The sequence below is a fragment of the Ralstonia psammae genome, assembly GCF_958405935.1.
Lineage (GTDB): Bacteria > Pseudomonadota > Gammaproteobacteria > Burkholderiales > Burkholderiaceae > Ralstonia > Ralstonia psammae.
Genome location: NZ_CATZBU010000002.1, coordinates 266,784 through 286,165 on the forward strand (window position 1 = coordinate 266,784; position 19,382 = coordinate 286,165).

The 19,382-nt window shown below is 63.4% G+C and carries 12 protein-coding genes and 3 tRNA genes; 9 read left to right on the forward strand and 6 right to left on the reverse strand.

The features are described from left to right. Positions 1 to 47: 47 nt before the first annotated feature. Positions 48 to 3,569 (reverse strand): UvrD-helicase domain-containing protein, encoded by a 3,522-nt coding sequence (locus R2N16_RS04890; protein WP_316664419.1) that lies wholly within the window; start codon positions 3,567 to 3,569, stop codon positions 48 to 50. Further along, a complete protein-coding gene (locus R2N16_RS04895; protein WP_316664420.1) occupies positions 3,566 to 6,409 on the reverse strand; it encodes a PD-(D/E)XK nuclease family protein in 2,844 nt (947 codons plus the stop codon). Before R2N16_RS04895 ends, R2N16_RS04890 begins: the two co-directional genes overlap by 4 nt. A gap of 217 nt (positions 6,410 to 6,626) precedes the next feature. On the opposite strand from R2N16_RS04895, the gene trxA reads away from it, so the two are divergent. The 9 genes from trxA to R2N16_RS04940 all read left to right on the forward strand — a co-directional run bounded on the left by trxA (position 6,627) and on the right by R2N16_RS04940 (position 17,160). Beyond that, on the forward strand, positions 6,627 to 6,953 hold the full coding sequence (gene trxA, locus R2N16_RS04900) for a thioredoxin TrxA (RefSeq protein WP_004626253.1): 327 nt from the start codon (positions 6,627 to 6,629) through the stop codon (positions 6,951 to 6,953). Between the two features lie 189 nt (positions 6,954 to 7,142). Further along, positions 7,143 to 8,405 carry a transcription termination factor Rho gene (gene rho, locus R2N16_RS04905; protein WP_316664421.1) on the forward strand — a complete coding sequence of 421 codons (1,263 nt, stop codon included), beginning with the start codon at positions 7,143 to 7,145 and terminating at the stop codon, positions 8,403 to 8,405. 268 nt (positions 8,406 to 8,673) lie between these two features. After that, positions 8,674 to 10,047, forward strand: a complete 1,374-nt coding sequence (locus R2N16_RS04910) for a sigma-54 dependent transcriptional regulator (protein ID WP_316664422.1) — start codon at positions 8,674 to 8,676, stop codon at positions 10,045 to 10,047. Between the two features lie 1,159 nt (positions 10,048 to 11,206). Further along, positions 11,207 to 11,875 (forward strand): LuxR C-terminal-related transcriptional regulator, encoded by a 669-nt coding sequence (locus tag R2N16_RS04915; protein ID WP_316664423.1) that lies wholly within the window; start codon positions 11,207 to 11,209, stop codon positions 11,873 to 11,875. 61 nt (positions 11,876 to 11,936) lie between these two features. Next, on the forward strand, positions 11,937 to 12,803 hold the full coding sequence (locus R2N16_RS04920) for a M90 family metallopeptidase (RefSeq protein WP_316664424.1): 867 nt from the start codon (positions 11,937 to 11,939) through the stop codon (positions 12,801 to 12,803). Beyond that, positions 12,800 to 13,357 carry a hypothetical protein gene (locus R2N16_RS04925; protein ID WP_316664425.1) on the forward strand — a complete coding sequence of 186 codons (558 nt, stop codon included), beginning with the start codon at positions 12,800 to 12,802 and terminating at the stop codon, positions 13,355 to 13,357. The genes R2N16_RS04920 and R2N16_RS04925 overlap by 4 nt, the downstream gene beginning before the upstream one ends. Before the next feature lie 203 nt (positions 13,358 to 13,560). Further along, positions 13,561 to 13,821 carry a type B 50S ribosomal protein L31 gene (locus R2N16_RS04930; RefSeq protein WP_124380838.1) on the forward strand — a complete coding sequence of 87 codons (261 nt, stop codon included), beginning with the start codon at positions 13,561 to 13,563 and terminating at the stop codon, positions 13,819 to 13,821. Between the two features lie 183 nt (positions 13,822 to 14,004). After that, complete coding sequence (locus tag R2N16_RS04935; RefSeq protein WP_316664426.1) at positions 14,005 to 15,795, forward strand: ArnT family glycosyltransferase; 1,791 nt, start codon at positions 14,005 to 14,007, stop codon at positions 15,793 to 15,795. 18 nt (positions 15,796 to 15,813) lie between these two features. Further along, entirely contained in the window at positions 15,814 to 17,160 is a 1,347-nt protein-coding gene (locus R2N16_RS04940) for an MATE family efflux transporter (RefSeq protein WP_316664427.1), read from the forward strand. A 104-nt stretch (positions 17,161 to 17,264) separates the two neighbouring features. On the opposite strand, the gene R2N16_RS04945 is transcribed toward R2N16_RS04940, so the two are convergent. From R2N16_RS04945 to gltX, 4 genes are all read right to left on the reverse strand, one after another. Beyond that, positions 17,265 to 17,341 (reverse strand) — tRNA-Asp (locus tag R2N16_RS04945). Between the two features lie 64 nt (positions 17,342 to 17,405). Beyond that, positions 17,406 to 17,481: transfer RNA gene (locus R2N16_RS04950), tRNA-Glu, on the reverse strand. A gap of 119 nt (positions 17,482 to 17,600) precedes the next feature. Further along, a tRNA-Ala gene (locus R2N16_RS04955) sits at positions 17,601 to 17,676 on the reverse strand. A gap of 125 nt (positions 17,677 to 17,801) precedes the next feature. After that, positions 17,802 to 19,199 carry a glutamate--tRNA ligase gene (gltX, locus tag R2N16_RS04960; RefSeq protein ID WP_316664428.1) on the reverse strand — a complete coding sequence of 466 codons (1,398 nt, stop codon included), beginning with the start codon at positions 19,197 to 19,199 and terminating at the stop codon, positions 17,802 to 17,804. Positions 19,200 to 19,382 lie beyond the last annotated feature (183 nt).

The window sequence follows — 19,382 nt, forward strand, 5'->3', positions numbered from 1 at the left end:
TTTTCCCCTCCGCATCACCCTTCCCTCTTTTGTTTGTGCCGCCCGCGTCAGAACAACGCGCCTTGGCTGTCGTCGTGTGACGCCTGCACCGGCTTGGGCAGCGCGTCCAGGTCGATCCATTCCCCCTGCGCGGTAGCCACGCCTGCGCGCACCCTGCGCCCCGGATACATCGGCGTGATGGCCGCCACATAGCCGCGCAGCTGATCCGCATAGGCAGCGCGTTCGACAGGCAGCAAGCGCAGCTTGTAGTCGACCACGAGGATGTCGTTGCCACGTTCGATCAGGCGATCGATGCGCAATAGCGCGCCGTCCGGGCCGAAGAGTTCGATCTCGTTATGAGCGGCGTCGAAGCGCGCGGGGTCGAAGACATGCGCCAGCGCATCGGCGGAAAGCATCCGGCGCACGGCATCGGCGGTGCGCGTGGCGTCGGCCTGCGTGACGCCGGTCGCGCTGAACCAGCGCGCGATGGTCTCGGCGTCAGGCGTGTGTTCGGGCAAGCCGCGGCGCGTCAGGCGCTCGAGTACCGCATGCAGCAGTTCGCCTTGTGCGACGGCGCCTTGGTCGAAGACAACGTCGGCGGGGCCGTCGGCAGATGCGCCAGCAGCGCCGACACGCACCGTCACGGTAAGCGGCGCGCGGAAGTCGTGGTACGAGACAAGCTCCGCCCCTGCCGCACGCACAGCCGAATCGGCAGCGCCATCCAGCATGGGCGCAGGTGACGCAACGCCCGCCGCGGCGAGTAGCGTGTACCAGCTGGCCGTGCCGTCCACTTCGGGCGCGTCACCCTCATCGACCGATTGGGCCGCCGTGGCATCACGCTTGTTTGCGACGCCGGAAACGATCAGCGCCTGCCGCGCACGCGTCATCGCCACATAAAGCAGGTTCCAGTTCTCGCGCTCGGCGAGATCATTTTCTTGCTTGAACAGAGGCTCGCGCGCGAGGCCACGCTCGGACGTCTTGCCGAACGCGGAGAAATGCGCGGGCGCGGGCGCCCCAGGCGGCCAGTCGATCAGGATGCCGGCGGTATCGACCCGCGCATCGCTGTGGTGGCTGTCGAGCAGCACGACGAACGGCGCTTCCAGCCCTTTCGAGGCATGCACGGTCAGGATCTGTGCGGCGTCGAGGCCTTCGCTGGCGACTTCGGCGTCGATGGCATCCGGTGCTTCTGTGTCGCCCTGCATGCCTTCGTCGGGGCTTTCATCTTCGTCGCCCTGGCGGATGGCGCGCAGCTCGGCCATGAATTTCGGCAGGCTCGGATAACGGCCACCGTCCAGATCGAGCGCGAGCTTCAAAAACGCATCCAGGTTGGCGAGCACTTGGTCGCGATTGGCTGCAGGCGCGCGTTCGGCATAGCGGCGCTTGAGTTCACCGGTGTAGACGATGTGGTCCAGCAGATCGTGCACCGGCAGCGTGGGCGCCACCGCCAGCCAGCGCGACAGCATGCGATGCGCGTAGCGCAACGTGGGCGCCACATCAGTCCGCCCGGCCAACGCGGTCAGCCGTTCCCACCATGTCAATGCGACCGCGCCTTCGCCAAACTGGGCCAGTGCGATGAGGTTCTCGTCCGTGGCCGCGAAGACGGGGCTGCGCAACACATGCGCAAGCGACAAATCGGCCTGCGGCGTCATCAGGAAATCGAGCAGCGCACACAGATCCAAGGCTTCAAGCGTAGCCAGCAGACCGCCACGGCGCGGGCTCAGGTAGGGCACGCCGGTGTCGCGCAAAGCACGCTCGTAATCGGCAAGATAGCGCTTGCGGCGGACGAGCAGCTGGAAATCGCTCCAGCGCACAGGGCGCTCGACGCCACCTTCGCGAATGCGCTCACTCGCGTGCAATGCGCGCAGGCAAGCAGCCACTTGGTGGCCCTCTGCATATCGTTGTGAATCGCTGGCCTCTTCGCGCGGCTCGGTAAGCGTATCGCGTGGCGTGGCTTCGTCGGCCTGCTCGGCTTCGGGCACCGGCACCAGCGGCAAGAGCAGCGCCTGCCCAATGGGCGCGTCCACGGCGGTGCTTTGCTCTGCGTAGATGGGATAGTCGCCGCGCGCCCGCGCCTGCAGGAACACGGCGTTGACCCATTCCAGTACAGCCGGCGCGTTGCGACGCGTGCGGTTGGTACGCAGTACGGTCGCGTTGAATTCAGCGACCAGCATGTCACGTGCAGCGTCGAACAGCCGTGCATCCGCGCGGCGGAAACGGTAGATCGATTGCTTCGGATCGCCTACCAGAAACACGCTCGGCTGCGTGCCGGTGCCGGCATAACCGGCCAGCCAGCCTTGCAGGATGCGCCACTGCATCGGGTTCGTATCTTGAAACTCGTCCAGCAGCAGATGCTTGTAGCGCGCGTCGAGCCGCACCTGCAGGTAAGCGGCCGTGTCGTCTTGCTGCATCAGGCGAGCCGCTTCCCATTCGAGATCGGTGAAGTCCATCGCGCGTGCCTGGCGCTTGTAGTCCTGATAGCGATCGATGAGTGCGTCGCCCAGCGCGAACAATGCGGCATTGACGGCGCGCACGTGGGCCTCCTGGCGGCGGGCCTGAATCGTGGTCAGCGCTTCGCACAACGTGGCGTGCAAGGTCACCAGCGTTTGCGCGTGCGCATCGCCGACGGCTTTGATGAGCGCCTTGGTCGGCTTGCAGGCGCGCGCCTTGCCTGCCTGCGTGTGAAAGGCTGCGAAGAGCGCATCAAATGCTTGTACGCGAGCGGCCTCATCCGAGATATCCAATCCGCGCGCATCGGTGACCGCCGATTCGATGATCACCGCGCGCTTGCCCTCGGCCGCACCACCCTGCCCCAGCCAGCCGGACACGCGCAGCATGTCGGCCAACAACGCCCTATCTTGCAGTGCGTCGATCAACGGATCGACTGTCGCATCGTCGCCAAGCAGTTCGTCCAACGCATCCAGCGGACGCTCGCCCGCCTGCGTCTTGTACGCCCACCAATCGCTGCGCTGATGGAACATCGCATCGAGCAGACGACCGGCCTGGAAATCGCCCACCAGATCGGCAAGCGTTTCATACGCGGCGCGCAACTCAGCGTGATCCTCGGCCAGCAAACCGCGCCAGAACGGCGCCCACGCTTCGCGCCGCAACCGCCCGGCGTCTTCACGCAACGACGCGCCCTGCTGCACACCCGATGACAGGGGCGCGCCGCGCAGCAGCGACCCAAACCAGCCGTGGAACGTGTCGATCGCCATGCGCGATGGCGATTCCAGCACGCGCGCATACAGCCCGCGCGCGGTTTCAACCAGTGCCGGCGCATCGCGCTCATCCACCGTGCGCGCGATCAGTTCGCGCATGACGCCTTCATCGTCGGCACCGGCCAACTGGGCGAGGATGTCGAGCAAACGCTGGCGCATCTCTTCGGCCGCCTTGCGCGTGAACGTGATGGCGAGAATGTCCGACGGCGCTGCGCCTGCCAGCAGCAAGCGCAACATGCGCGTGACCAGCAGCCACGTCTTGCCGCTGCCCGCGCACGCTTCCACCACGACCGAGCGCAGCGGATCGCACGCGGCGCGCGAGAAAGCTTCGGGCGAGACCGCCGCGCCGTCGCGTTCGTAAGCGTGATCGCTCATGCCGCGCCCTCCGGCTCGCGGGGGGCGCCCTCGGTCCAATACCCCTTGCGGCACAGACCGCGCGCCGCGCAGTAGCGGCACGCCGATTCATCACCGAACGCCGGCAGCGATGCACCGGCTGCGAGAGCCGTCATGTCCTTTTGCATCTGTTCGATCAACCAGTCGACGACTTGCGTGAAGTCGGGCAACGCGACGTCGCGCTTGTCCCCGCGCGCCTCACCATCGAGCGAAATCCAGCTGCCCGAATCTGCGCGCGCATCGAGCAAACCGTAAAACGGGAGTTGGCAATCCTCAAACGGCGTCTTGGCGCGACGCACCAGCACCATCTGCGATTGCGTCTTGTAATCGAGCACCGCCACACCGTGTTCGTCGTGCACGTCGATGCGGTCGATACGGCCGCGCAAGCGCAGCGGGCGCTCGTCCGGCAGCGTGATCGACGTATCGACATCGACTTCGCCTGCCTCGAAGCGCCAGCCGTCAGCCTCGCGTGCAGCCTGCCACGCCAGGTACGACGCCATCACGCCCAGCCAGCGCCGATAGAAGCGCAGCGCATTGCCGTCCTCGGCCAACAGCGGCCCGAACTGTTCGTCGGTGATGGTCTGCAGGAGTGCCTGACGATCGGCCGGATCGTGCGTCGGCACCTCCAGCAACTGCCGGTGAAAGCGATGCAGGATCGCGTGCAGGATCTCGCCGATGTCGCGTTTCTCCAGCTCGTCGGACACCTCTTCCAGCTCGCCCAGCCGCAGCATGCGGCCGACGAAGAACTGGTATGGACAGCGGCGCAGGCTGTTGTAAGCGGCGGCACTCAGTGTGGACGGCACCAGCATAGGCGCCGCAGGCGCGGGCATGTCGGTTGGCTGGCTCGTTGTCTGCAGGCTTGGCAACATGACCGACGTATCGATACGCACGCCGCTCACCGCCAACCGGCGTTGCAGGCGTTCGAGCCAGCCGGAAAGGCGATGCGGCTCACCGCGCCCGCCGTGGCGTTGCCAGGTCAACACCACCTCGGGCTGATTGAGCAACACTTCGGCCAAGTCGCGTGCCTGCTGCGCAAAACGCTGCGCGCGGTCGGGCAAACCCAGTTCACGACGCACGTCGTTCGAGAAGAACAGCCACTCCGGTTGCGCCGACGGCAACTGCGCATCGTCGCAACCCACCACCACCACGCCATCGAAGCGCCGCATGCGCGCGCCATTCAGCGGCAGGATGACAACGCGCCGATCCGCCGGTGGTGAAGGCTCGCTGAAGACCGCAGATTCGAGCAGCATCGACAGTAATGCACGCCACTCCGTGAGCGAGAAACGCGCGCCTGCATCGGTGCTGCCATGTATAGAGGTCCGCAGGCGATCTATCCATTCCAGCAATTGGCGACCTGCATCGTCGTTCTGCAAACCCGTGCGCATATGCAGGCGATCGAGCGTGCCTGCCAGCAGCGTTACCCAAGCGTCGAGCGTGGCGCTGCCGGCACGGCGCCACAGCGCTGCCTCGTCAGCCAGCACGCCCAGGCGATCGGCCAGGCGGCTGACCTTCGCTTCATCATCGGCGCCACTGGCGGGGCGATCGGCAACCAGCCGGCGCAACCGTCCCCAGCCGCCCGAAACGTTATGCCGGCGCACGCGTCGCTCCAGCTCAGCGACCCATGCGGGCGGAGCCGTGCCGGCGTCGGCATCGCGCAAACAGAAAGGGCTTTTGATGAGATCGAGCAGCGCCGCGGTATCACCGTCTCCCTGTACCACGTCGACCCAGCGCATGAGTGCAGCTGCGGCGCGCGTCGTGGAGAGCTTCCAGCCGGTCTCGTCGCGCACCGGCACGTTCACTCGCGCCAGCAACGCGCGAACACGCCGCGCCACGATGCGGTCTTGCGCCACCAACGCCAACGATCGGCGCCCGGCGTTGAGCCAATCGACCAGCGTATGCGCGGCGAAGGCGGCTTCGTCCTCAAAGCGGGCCGCCCCGGCAATGCGCAGGGTTGGGGCGGGAATCTGCGCATCGGCACCGTCGTCCGCTGCCTGTGCAGTCGTGGCGCACTCGGGCCAGGCGTGCAGCAGCAGGTCGCGAAAATCCGCGTGCGTGGCAGGCGCCGCAGACGCGCCGGTTTCGGGCGCATTCCAGTCATAGCCGATGCTCAGCACCGGCACGCGCTCGGCAGCGCGTTGCAGGAAATCCAGATCGACCGCCTCGGGGTCCGTCGGGCTCATCCACACGATCGGCCCGTGCAGTTCGTCAAGCAGACGCCGCATGGCACGCAACCGCATGGGAATCGGGTCCGTAGCGCCTGAAAGCAACCGCCAGAACGTCAGCACAATGCGCGATTCGGTACCGAGAAAGCGTTCGGACAACTGAGCGTAGGTTCGTTCCAACGCGTCGGCCAACGCCGATTCCAGTTCGTCGGGCTGCTCATCTGCGCCACTGTGTGCAGCATCCAGCGTCAGCCAACGTTGCGACAGCTCATCGGACACCGTCACGAGCACCTGCGCCACGCCCCACAGTGCCGCATCGTCCTGCGCGCCCAGCGCTTCACGCAGCCATGCCTGCGTCTTGAGCGCCTGCTGCACCGCGAGCAAGCGCGACAGCGGCGTGCGCGCGGCGGGCACACCCGCTTCCGGTGGCAAATCGAGCAGCCAATGCCCCAGCGTCAGAATGCGCGGCAGCAAACGCGGCGTGCCGGCCCCTAGCGCACTGGCATGCAGAGCACCGCGCACACCCGGAATCTGCGCGGCTGTCGGCACGACAATCGTGGCGGTACCCGAGGATTGCGCATGCGCGTCCAGAAAGCGCCATGCAGCGTCGGCGGCACGGTAAAGGAATGCTGGGCCGGGCGCGAAGGCAAGCGTCTGCATGCGTGGGATGAGGGCGATATACCGGGAAGCGAAGACCAATGGCTATCGGCGTGATAGCCACAATCAACGGTTGAATCGGTTGAAAACGGGGGCGTCGGTACTATATCAGCAGCATCCGCGCCGACAGTGGTCCCAATACACGCCGGTTCGTGTAATCGTGTAATGTATGGGTTCGGCGCACGTCGCCAGCTTTTACGAAATAACAGAGGTTCCCGCCATGAGCGAACAGATCAAATATGTGAGCGACGCGTCCTTCGAGGCAGACGTGCTCAAGTCCGACAAACCCGTGCTGGTCGATTTCTGGGCCGAATGGTGCGGCCCCTGCAAGATGATCGCCCCGATCCTGGACGAAGTTTCCAAGGACTACGGCGAGAAGGTGCAGATCGCCAAGATCAATGTCGATGAGAACCAGGGCGTACCGGCCAAGTTCGGCATTCGCGGCATCCCGACGCTGATTTTGTTCAAGAACGGCGCTGTGGCTGCACAGAAGGTGGGCGCGCTGTCCAAGTCGCAACTGACCGCATTCCTGGACAGCCACCTGTAAGCTGTTTTTGCGGCAGCGCGCAACCCTTCGCGTTGCCCCAACACACGCTGACGCACTTCCGCCTGGAAGCTCGTCAGCGTTGTGCTAAGATTGCAGCCAATCTGTTTCCCCGAGCGTTCGCTCGACCTTTTCCCCCTCCCCCCGTTTCTCGTTTCGCTGCCCGTCCGGGCCCTTCCCATTCTTTCGTCTATGCATCTGACAGAACTGAAATCCTTGCACGTGTCCCAATTGCTGGAAATGGCGGGGCAGCTGGAGATCGATAACGCGCAGCGCATGCGCAAACAAGAATTGATGTTTGCCATCCTGAAAAAGAAGGCGAAACAGGGGGAAACGATTTTCGGCGACGGCACGCTTGAAGTGCTGCCCGACGGCTTCGGTTTTCTGCGCTCGCCGGAAACTTCGTATCTGGCCAGCACCGACGACATCTATATCAGCCCGTCGCAGATCCGCCGATTCAATCTGCACACCGGTGACACCATCGAAGGTGAAGTCCGCACGCCCAAGGATGGCGAGCGCTACTTCGCGCTGGTGAAGGTCGACAAGGTCAACACGCAGCCTCCTGAGGCGGTCAAGAACCGCATCATGTTCGAGAACCTGACGCCGCTGCACCCGAACAAGCCGCTCATCCTCGAACGGGACATCAAGGCCGAAGAGAACATCACCGGCCGCATCATCGACATGATTGCCCCGATCGGCCGCGGCCAGCGCGCGCTGCTGGTGGCAAGCCCGAAGTCGGGCAAGACCGTGATGCTGCAGCACATTGCGCACGCCATCGCGACCAACCATCCGGAAGCCGAGTTGTTCGTGCTGCTGATCGACGAGCGCCCGGAAGAAGTGACCGAAATGCAGCGCACCGTGCGCGGCGAAGTGGTGGCATCGACGTTCGATGAGCCTGCTGTGCGTCACGTGCAAGTGGCCGAAATGGTCATCGAAAAGGCCAAGCGCCTGGTCGAACTGAAGAAGGACGTGGTGATCGTGCTGGACTCGATCACGCGCCTGGCCCGCGCCTACAACACCGTGGTGCCAACCTCGGGCAAGGTGCTGACCGGTGGTGTCGACGCCAACGCGCTGCAGCGTCCGAAGCGTTTCTTCGGTGCGGCACGTAACCTGGAAGAAGGTGGTTCGCTCACCATCATCGGCACGGCGCTGATCGAAACCGGCAGCCGCATGGACGACGTGATCTACGAAGAATTCAAGGGCACCGGCAACATGGAAGTGCACCTGGAACGCCGTCTGGCCGAAAAGCGCGTCTACCCCGCCATCAACCTGAACAAGTCGGGCACGCGCCGCGAAGAACTGCTGATCAAGCCGGACATCCTGCAGAAGGTGTGGATTCTGCGTAAGTTCATCCACGACATGGATGAAGTCGAGGCGATGGAATTTCTGCTCGACAAACTCAAGACGACAAAGAACAACGCCGAGTTCTTCGACATGATGCGACGCGGCGGCTAAGTCTCCTGTCTGCATAGCGAAAAGCGCACCCACTGTGGTGCGCTTTTTTATTGCTGCGTCAACTGCCTGTTTTTCCAGCGGATTCTCTCGTCAGAGTTGTGAAATTCGCTAGTTCATTTGCATTACAGGTAGGGCGCGCAAGCGTTTGCCACCATCGTCCTTAAACGTCATCGCAAAAGAGAAACTCGGCAACCATACTGCAAGCCTGCCCTGGCCGAGCCGCCGCGGCAAAGAACGAAACCACACCAAAAATCGAACGGGGGAAACCATGCGCGAAGAGTCGCTGGAATGTACTGCTGCGTGCCGAACCGTCGTAGTGGCGTCGCGCGCGGGGATGGGGGAGATCGACGAAACGATTCTGGGTGCAGATTGGCACGTGCGACGCGTGACGTCGATGCGTGAACTGGGCTGCGCCATCCGCGACGGCGTTCCCAAGGCCGGGTTGGTCGATTTCGGCAGCGCGTTCTCGGCTGCGGAGTTGGATGTGCTCGAGCGCTGCATGCAGGTGTCGCATGTGGGCTGGGTGGCCGCGCTGCCGCCAGCCATGCTGAACCATGAACGCGTGCGCCAGCTCGTGCGCGATTACTGTGTGGACTACGTGCAGACGCCGTTGCGCACAGACGAAGCTGCGTACTCGTTGCGTCACGCGTGGGGCATGGCCTCGCTCGCGCAGGAAGCCACGCCGGCGCCCAAGACGAATCATGCACGCATGCTGGGCGAGTGCCCCGCTATGCACGGCCTGTTCCGCGCGATCCGCAAGGTCGCGCAGAACAGCGCGCCGGCCTTCATCGCGGGCGAGTCCGGTACCGGCAAAGAGCTGACCGCACAGGCCATCCACGAGGCCTCCTCGCGCGCAGGCGGACCTTTCATCGCCATCAATTGCGGAGCGATTCCGCCGCACCTGATCCAGTCCGAATTGTTCGGCTACGAAAAAGGCGCGTTTACCGGCGCGCATCAGCGTCATATCGGCTGGGTTGAACATGCCAACGGCGGCACGCTGTTCCTCGATGAAATCGGCGACCTGCCATTGGAAAGCCAAGTCAGCCTGCTGCGCTTCCTGCAGCAAGGCACGATCACGCGGCTCGGCGGGCACCAGGCGATTCCGCTGGATCTCCGCATCATCTCCGCAACGCACGTGGATCTGGAAGCGGCCCAACACCACGGCGGATTCCGCACCGACCTGTTCCATCGCCTGTGCGTGCTGACCTTGTCGGTGCCGCCGCTGCGCGAGCGCGGCAGCGACATCGTGCTGCTGGCCGAACACATTCTCGCCCAGCACGCCAGCGAAGCATCGCACCGCATCCGCGGCTTCACGCCCTGCGCGTTGCACGCGATGATGCATTACCCGTGGCCGGGCAACGTGCGCGAACTCATCAACCGCGTACGCCGCGCGCTGGTGATGACCGACAACCGCAAGATCTCCGCCGCCGACCTGCACCTCGAAGGCTACGCATCCGTGTCGGGCCAGACACTGGAAGAAGCACGCGAAGGCGCCGAGTCGGATGCCATTCGCACGGCCATTGCGCGCAACGGCTTCCATATGGGCATGACGGCACGCGAATTGGCGGTGTCTCGAGTAACACTGTATCGGCTGATGCAGAAGCACGGCATTCGGGCAGAGCATCCGCTGCATCCGGCCTAAGTCTGGTCGCATCGGTTTCATTCCAATCCGCAGGGCGCAGCTTTGTTGCTGCGCCCTCTCTATGTGCCATTGGGGCAAGAGGAGGAAGAATGGCCTTCTCAGACCTCCCTCCTCTTTCCTGTCCGATCCTTTCAAGACCTGGTTCAATGCGCTGAATTTATCTGTGCCCCTCCGAAGGGGCCGGTGGTGCTAGCACTGCAAACGCGGTCAGATTGGTTTGCATTGGAATCCCATTCGAGGATGGCCATTAAGAAAAGAGTGCCCGCCGGGGGACGGAGCACAAAACCGTTGAACAGCCGCTGTACCGATCGAAGCGGAGCACGTTGCGAAAACGCCACATTTTGGTGCACAGCGCTCGCGCAGTGAACGACGACATCCGCCAAGAGACTGCCGCGCCGCTTGGAATCCAGCATGAGAACAGGCACATCGGGACGCACCCCACTTCCGGGGGGGTTGCGCCAGCCCCGTCGCCGTTGGATTGTTAAGCCACGCATGCGACGTACTCAGTTCGCCGTTCGCGAGAACGGACACGATAGAACCGGTGGATGGATCGAATGCGCGGGTGGGAACAAGACTGAGAGCGAGTCGCGCCGGCAACGTATCGGCGAGAACGCTTCGAAGGGCGACCAGCAGCGTGATTGCACGCCGCACGATGAGGTCGCCATCCACTGCGAGCGTCGGCACCATGACGATCATGGCGGCGCGGTTCGCGACCACTCCGGCCTTCTCGACCATCCGCCCGAACGGCAAACGTCGAGCACAGCGCTGCGCGATTGTCGGCATGGCTCGCTCCTCCCCGACGGGTATAGAGCGACTTCCATGCCATGACGGCTAACGCTTTGTTTTAACGGGATATTTTCCACGCGGAGAACCAACCAACCCGGCATGACACGCGATTTTTGTGTCGCGACTGAAACAGCTGTCGCGATAAAAGCCGCGGTTATCGGGCGCAGGCTCTCCGGTGGTCGAATTGCGCGCCCTGGCAAACGCTGGGCTAGAGTACCCAGGACGCAGCAACGAGGGTCCCGAGGCATAGCCGTGGCGGCTGTTATTTTTGACTTCCGCCACTAAAATGATTCGGAACGGGGGTCTGCTCCGGCCTGTATCTCGCCTGGGCGACAAGGATGTTCGCAAGATCGGTAACAGGTCGAGAACAACGATGAACACTGTTTTGATCGAAGGCCATCCGTTGGTGCGCACAGGCATTGCGCACCTGCTACGGACGCTCAAGGGCGTCACTGGTGTCACTGTCGTCGAACCAGACGAAGGGATGTTCGACGCCATCGAAGCCAATGCCGACGCCGGTCTTCTTGTGATCGGCCTGCCGTTGCCACATCTTGATGAGCTGTCCGCCATCGGCGAGATCATGCATCGGCCGCACGCGCGCCACGTGGTCGTGCTGGCCGAATCCGAATCGGCCGACATCATCCGCACGCTCATGCAGATGGGCTTGTCGGGCTACACGCTCAAGCATTCGCCGGGTGAAGTCATCGCGGCTTCGCTCGAGCTGGTGCTGGTGGGGGGGCAATACATTCCGGCCAGCGCACTGCTGCCGGAATCGCGCCTGGACGGCGCGCCCAACCCGGCGCTCGCAGGCGACCCGCAGACCGATCCGAAGCTGCTCGGCATTACGCCGCGGCAGTACGAGATTCTGGTGCTGCTCTCGCGTGGGCATCCGGTCAAGACCATCAGCCGCATGCTGAACATCTCCGAGGCAACAGCCAAGGCGCATATCAGCACGCTGTATCGGCGCCTGAAAGTCCGCAGCCGCACCGAGGCCGTCTACGTCGCCAATCAGCGCGGCGCGCGGCTCCTCTCGGTCGCCTGACCCCTCGCAAGGCGAAAGCGCGCCTCGCAAAGCCGCAGGCGGCGGCCGATATACTGGACGCATGCTTTCGTCCGTCCTCCGGTGGTTCTCCGCCCGCGCACGCACGCGGCGCCTGACGCGTTACGCCATCTCCGACGCGCTGTGGTCACGCGCGCTCAATGGTCTGCCCTTCCTGCTCGACTGGCCCGCCGCGGACCTCGCACGCCTGCGTGAAACGGCCACGCTCTTCATTGCCGAAAAGGAATTCACCACCGCGCACGATTTGCCACTCACCGACGACATGGTGATCAGCATTGCCGTGCAAGCCAGTGTGCCGATCCTGGAGTTGGGCATCGCGTGGTACAGCGGATGGCACGGCGTGGTCATCTACCCCGGCGAGTTCGTCATCCGCAAGGAGGTCATGGATGAAGACGGCGTCGTACACAACGTGCGCGAAGAAGCCGCCGGCGAGGCATGGGAGCACGGTCCCGTCATCCTCTCGTGGCAGGACATCGAACTCGGGGGCGCGCTAGCCGAGCCAGGCGCGCAGCCTTACAACGTGGTCGTGCACGAGTTCGCGCATAAGCTCGACATGCTCAACGGCGAATCGGACGGCATCCCGGCGTTTTCATCGCGCCTGCATGCCAACGTCGACCGCGAGCAATGGGCTGACGATCTCTACGCCGAGTACGACGCCTTCGCCAATCGTTGCGAGCAGATTTCAGAGCGCCGCTGGGGCGACGATCCGATCCTTTCGTTGCTCGACCCCTATGGCGCGCAGCATCCGGCCGAGTTCTTTGCGGTGGCGTCCGAAGTGTTCTTTGTCGAGCCAGTGGCCCTGTTTGAGACGCTGCCATCGCTGTACGCGCTCCTGCAAGCCTTCTATCTGCAAGACCCGGCACGGCGCATGCTGGATGCTGAGCAACGCCAGGAGGGATTCGTGCCATGACGATTCGCCAAGCGCTTCGTGCAACGCTGCTCGGTTGTTGCCTCGCTGCCGGCACAGCGATGGCGCAACCAACCGTGCCCGTGGTCCTCAGCATTACCGCGCAATTCGATGGGCAATCAGAAACCAAACGCATCACGCTTTCGGCCGACACGTCCACCCCCGGCCAGCACGTCGCATTGCTCGAGCAGACCCATACGTATGACGTGGGCGGCTCGATGCCACGCAAAGAGTGGGAGGCGCGCTTCGCTGCCGGCCTGCCCGACGATACGATCCCGCTCGGCTGCGACACCACCACGTGCCAATTCATGCGCCACCGCTGGGCCAAGACCGGCGTGGACGTTTCCCTGCGGCCGATGGTTGTGTCGGGCGAGTTCCAGACGCTGTCCATCGGCGTCACGCTACATCGGTTCCAGCCTTCGCCCGACGCCGAAGCCCCTGCCCGCGTCGACACCTGGGCGCGCAACCTCGACACCTCGTTGCGCGTCGGCGACAGCAAAACCATCGATCTGGACGGCCGTGGAGTGCTTACGATTGAGCGCCTCGCCAAACCGTGATCGAAAAGGGCTCCTCAAGTCACTTTTCGATGCGTCGGCGCGACGGATTCTGCGGCAAAGCGCGTTGCCCAAGCCCTTGTTTCTCTGGCATAATCTTTGTTTCTCCACCCGGCAAGTGATTCGAGGGCTGGTCGCACGGTGCTCATACCATGTGAGCACCTGAAGCGCACCGCGAATTGGCTACCTCTACCCCAGGGCCCATCATGAAAGAAGGCATTCACCCGAATTACCGCGAAGTCGTGTTCCAGGACATGTCCAGCGACTTCAAGTTCATCACCCGCTCGACCATCCAGACCAAGGAAATGATCACGCTGGACGGCAAGGAATACCCGCTGGCGAAGATCGAAGTCTCGTCCGAATCGCACCCGTTCTACACGGGCCAGCAAAAGGTTCTGGACACGGCCGGCCGCGTCGAAAAGTTCCGCCAAAAGTTCGGCAGCAAGGTCGGCAAGGCTGCCAAGTAATATCGGCGCCGGAGACGGCTCAGCGCATGACCCGCTCAGTGCAGACCGTCTTAGTGGTCAGAAAAAGGCAGCTCCGGCTGCCTTTTTTGTTTCTCGGCACATGGTAGGCCGTTGGTTCGGCCCCTCTTTACGATCCGCACGTCGCTGTGCAACCCCGACCAGGCTCGCCTGGTCCGACACTCGATGAACACCACCCGCGTCTCGCGCATCCGCCTGACTGCTGCCGCCACCCGCGAGCTGCCGCGTTGGCTGCTGCTCGCCATCTGCGTGATCTACGGCCTGTCGGGCTTGTTCTCGCGCGACCCATGGAAGAACGAAGACGCCGCCGGCTTTGGCACGATGTGGACGCTGGCCACCGGCAACGCGCAGGACTGGCTGATGCCCAACATCGTCGGGCGCCCGGTCGTGCAATCGGGGCCGCTGGTGTTCTGGATCGGCGGCGCATTCATTCGCCTCTTCGGACAATGGCTCGGCCCGGCGGACGCGTCGCGCCTGGCTACCGCCCTCTTCTTCTTCGTCACCAGCGCGTGCATCTGGTACGGCGCCTATCTGCTGGGTCGCCGCGCGGAAGTTCAACCGTTTGAATTCGTCTTCGGCGGCCAGCCCAACACGCGTGACTATGGCCGTACGCTGGCAGATGGTGCGCTGCTGATCTTCCTGGCCTGCGTAGGCCTGGCGCAGCGCGGTCACGAAACGACGCCGCTGGTCGGGGCGCTGTGCTTCGTGGCGGTCGCGGTGTATGGCTTGATCCGCGCGCTCGACAAGCCGGTGCACGGCAGTCTCATCTACGGCATCGGCATCGGTTGCCTGTCGCTGGCGGGCGGCCCAATCCTGCCATTGGCAATTACGGTGGCCGTCTTGATCGCCGCGCATGCCACGCGCGTGCTACCGCTGCGTCCGCTGCTGACCGTGGCGCTGCCCGTGTCGCTCGTACTGGGCTGCTCATGGCCCGCGATGGCGTATTTGCTGGCAAATAATCCGACGGACGCCGTGACCTACGTCCGCGAATGGGCACGCTTCGACCGCCACCAATATGCCGGCCCGACAGCCCATTCGCTCGGCTTTGTCGCACGCAACCTACCGCTGTTCGCCTGGCCGGTCTGGCCGCTGGCCGCGTGGGCGTGGAAGAGCTGGGGCGGCATGCGCACCGCGCCCCATATCACATTGCCGTTGGCCGTCCTGCTGCCGCAGTTGGTGTTGCTGCTCATGCAGCCGCACCCGGGCGACGACGGCTTCCTGCTGCTGATTCCGCCGATGGCCGTGATGGCCACGTTCGCGCTGCCGACGCTCAAACGCGGCGCCATCAGCGCGATCGACTGGTTTGCGCTGCTGGCCTTTACCATCCTGGGCGGCACGCTATGGCTGCTGTGGATCGCCAAGATGACGGGTTTCCCGCCCCAGCTTGCGCGCAACGTGTACCGCATCGTGCCGGGCTATCGACCCGAGTTCAGCTGGACTGCACTGGTCTGCGCCCTACTCGTGACTGCAGCGTGGGTGCTCATCGTCGTCTGGCGCACATCGCGCGCACCCAAGGCCATCTGGCGCGCAGTGGTGATCTCTGCCGCCGGCACCACACTGATGTGGGTGCTGATGATGACGCTGTGGCTGCCTACGATCAACTACGCCAAGACGTACCGCGATGTTGCGCAATCGGCTGCGCTAGCGCTGCCGCGCACCTACACGTGCGTGCAGCCGATTCGCATGGGCGACGCGCAGCTCGCCTCGTTCGCGTACTTCGGCCACATCCGCTTTGGCAGTGCCGAAGACAACTGCGACATCCTGCTGCGCCACGATCCGTACGACTACGGCGCACCGACGAGCGTATCCAACTACGAGTGGCGCCTGATCTGGGAAGGCCGCCGCCCCGCCGACCGCGACGAGCACTTCCGCATGTACCGCCTGACCGAGGCCGCCGCCGCCACACATCCTCCGCCCACACCGGCAGCCACACGCCGACGCAAGCTGCGCCAGTAGCTCTCGGGTAGTACCCAGATGTTTGTCGCCGACATCCGCCGCATTGCCGCACTGGCTTGGCCAGTCCTGATCGGCCAGCTAGCCGTGATCGCCTTCGGCGTGTTGGATACGGCGATGGCTGGCCGCGCCTCTGCGGCAGACCTCGCGGCCATCGGGCTCGGCGGGTCGATCTACGTGACGGTGTACATCAGCCTGATGGGCGTCCTGCAAGCACTCTCGCCCATCGCCGGACAACTTTACGGCGCGCAAAAGCACGATCAGATTGGCGAAGAAGTGCGCCAGGCTGTCTGGCTCGGGCTGGTGCTCGCGGCGATCGGCATGCTGATCCTGTGGTTCCCCGCCCCACTGCTGCAACTGGCAGACGCCACGCCGGAACTCACCGAGAAAGCCACCGCTTATTTACGCTATGAAGCACTCGCGTTGCCAGCGGCGCTCGGCTTCCGGATCTACTCTGCGCTGAACAACGCGCTGTCGCGCCCGGTGATGGTGACGGTGCTGCAGCTCGCCGGCCTCGTCATCAAGTTTCCGCTCAACGCACTGTTTCTGTATGGCGGCATGGGCATCCCGGCGATGGGCGGCCCGGGCTGTGCACTCGCGTCGATGATCATCAGTTGGCTATGGTTTGCCGCAGCGGCCGCCATCCTGATGCGCAATCCGGCTTACAAGCCGTTCGCGATTTTCACGCACTACTCGCCCCCCAACCGTGCGCGGCTGTGGGCGCTGGTACGCCTGGGGGTGCCCATGGGCTTCACCTACCTGATCGAGATCACGTCGTTCACGTTGATGGCGATCTTCATCGCACGCCTTGGCACAGTGGTGCTGGCCGGGCATCAGATTGCCGCCAACCTTGGTGCGGTGGCGTATATGGTGCCGCTGTCCCTATCGATCGCGACGTCGACGCTGGCTGCGCAATCAATCGGCGCGCGTGATCGCGTAGCAGCTCGGCGCATCTCGCTGAACGGCATCCAGTTGGCGGTGATGTGTGCGTTCATCGTTGGCGCGGCTGTGCTGTTCTTGCGGCGAGAGCTGGTCGGCCTCTACACGCACGATGCCGCAGTCCTGGCGATTGCGGTGCCGCTGCTGCCTTTCATCGCGTTCTATCAGATGTTCGATGCGCTGCAGGTCATGACAGCGTTCATCCTGCGCGCATACAAGATCGCGCTCATCCCGACCGTCATCTATGCGCTAGCGCTGTGGGGCGTGGGTCTTGGCGGTGGCTACGTGCTCGGATTCGGACTATTGGGGGATGTTGCCGCGCCACTACGGGGTGCAGCCGGCTTCTGGGCCGCCAATGGGCTCAGTTTGATGGTGGCTGGTGCACTTCTGGTCAGCTATTTCAATCGCGTGAGCCGCACTGCCGATTAAAGCGGGCCATTTGCCCTCGCTTTAAAGCAGCATCAATCTTGATCGGCTTGAATTGAATTGAAAGCGCAAAAGAAAAAACCCGCTGCAAGCAGCGGGTTTTGATTTGGCGGAGCGGACGGGACTCGAACCCGCGACCCCCGGCGTGACAGGCCGGTATTCTAACCGACTGAACTACCGCTCCGTGTCGGTTGCGAAATCAGCTAGAGACTGACTTCGCTAATGAGCTTCTGGTTAAGCTCTTGTTTTGGCGTCCCCTAGGGGATTCGAACCCCTGTACTCACCGTGAAAGGGTGATGTCCTAGGCCTCTAGACGAAGGGGACAGAAACTGTTTTGCAACGTTTTCTATCTTACGCTGCGAAGTCCGCTACTATAACGAACTTCTTTGCGTTTTGGAAGCCTCTTTTCAAATTTATTTTTTGAATCGAATCTTCCGGCATTTTGGTGGAGCTAAGCGGGATCGAACCGCTGACCTCTTGCATGCCATGCAAGCGCTCTCCCAGCTGAGCTATAGCCCCGAGTACTGCCTTTTACTGCTTGCTTCTTACTGCATTTCGCTTCGTGTTGCAGCGAAAACAAGAGTATAGGGGAAGTGTTTAGCGCTTGGCAATACCCTTTCGCAAAATTTTTTGCGCCTCACACATCACGCCATCAGACGACGCAAAACAACGTCGCGACCGAACAGTTCCAGCACTGCGTCAATCGATGGGGTCTGCAATTGCCCCGCCACCAGCAGGCGCACCGGCATCGCCAGCTTGGGCATCTTCCAGCCATGTGCTGCGAGCACTTCCTTGAAGGCGGCACCGATGGCCTCGCGCTTCCACTCAGGCAGCGCGCCGAGCTTCTCAGCCAGCGCAGCAATGCCCGGACGCACATCATCGGTGAGGTGCTGCGCAGCCAGCTCCGGCTCGACAGTCAGATCCGTGCGATAGAACAGCAGCGCCGTCTGGGCGACTTCACGCAGCGTGTTGGCGCGATCCTTCACCAGGGCGATCACGTCGGCCAGCACGGGGCCGCCATCCACCTTGCCGCCCAGCTCTTCGATGAACGGCTTCACCAGACCAGCCAGGCGCACGTTGTCGGCCTGCTTGATGTAATGGTTGTTCAGCCAGGCGAGCTTCTCAGGGTTGTATTGCGCGGGCGACTTGCCCAGATGCTCGAGGTCGAACCACTCGATGAACTGCTCGCGCGAGAATATCTCAGCGTCGCCGTGCGCCCAGCCCAGGCGGGCCAGGTAGTTGACGATGGCTTCGGGCAGATAGCCCGCATCACGGTAGCCTGTGACGGCCATGGCACCGTGGCGCTTGCTCATCTTCTCGCCCTGCTCGTTGAGCACGGTCGGCAAGTGAGCGTAGACCGGCGGCGTACCGCCCAGCGCGCGCAGGATGTTGATCTGGCGGGGCGTGTTGTTGACGTGGTCATCGCCGCGGATCACATGGGTGATCTGCATATCCATGTCGTCGACCACCACGCAGAAGTTGTACGTCGGCGTGCCGTCCGGGCGCGCGATCACGAGGTCGTCGAGTTCGTCGTTGGAGATTTCGATGCGGCCCTTCACTGCGTCGTCCCACACGACACTCCCCCCGATGGGGTTCTTGAAGCGGATCACAGGCTGCACGCCGGCCGGCGGCGTTGGCAGAACCTTGCCAGGCGCAGGGCGCCAAGTGCCGTCGTAGCGGGGCTTCTCGCCGCGCTCGCGTTGCGCTTCGCGCAGGGCGTCGAGTTCTTCGGTGCTCATGTAGCACGGGTAAGCCAGTTCCTGCTGAACCATCTGCGCAACCACGGCGCGATAACGGTCCATGCGCTGCATTTGATAGAACGGGCCTTCGTCGATATCCATGTCCAGCCAGTCCATCGCTTCCAGGATTACGTCGACGGCTTCCTGGCTGGAGCGCTCCACGTCGGTGTCTTCGATGCGCAGGATGAAGTCTCCCTTCATCTTGCGTGCGAAAGCCCACGGATAGAGTGCCGAGCGGATGTTGCCGAGGTGGATGAAGCCAGTAGGGCTGGGAGCGAAACGAGTGCGGACGCGCTGTGTCATAGGAATGGCTGAACGAATAAGGCCGCGTGGTCGGACCCTGAGCGCGGATCCTGAGCGGCCTCTATCAAAACCGAAATTATAGCAACCGTGCTGCGCATATCCGGCCGACCCGTCGCTGAACTTTGGCACAATGGCGGCCGGCGCGCAGTGCGCTCCGTTACGACTGAACACAACTGCGCGGCA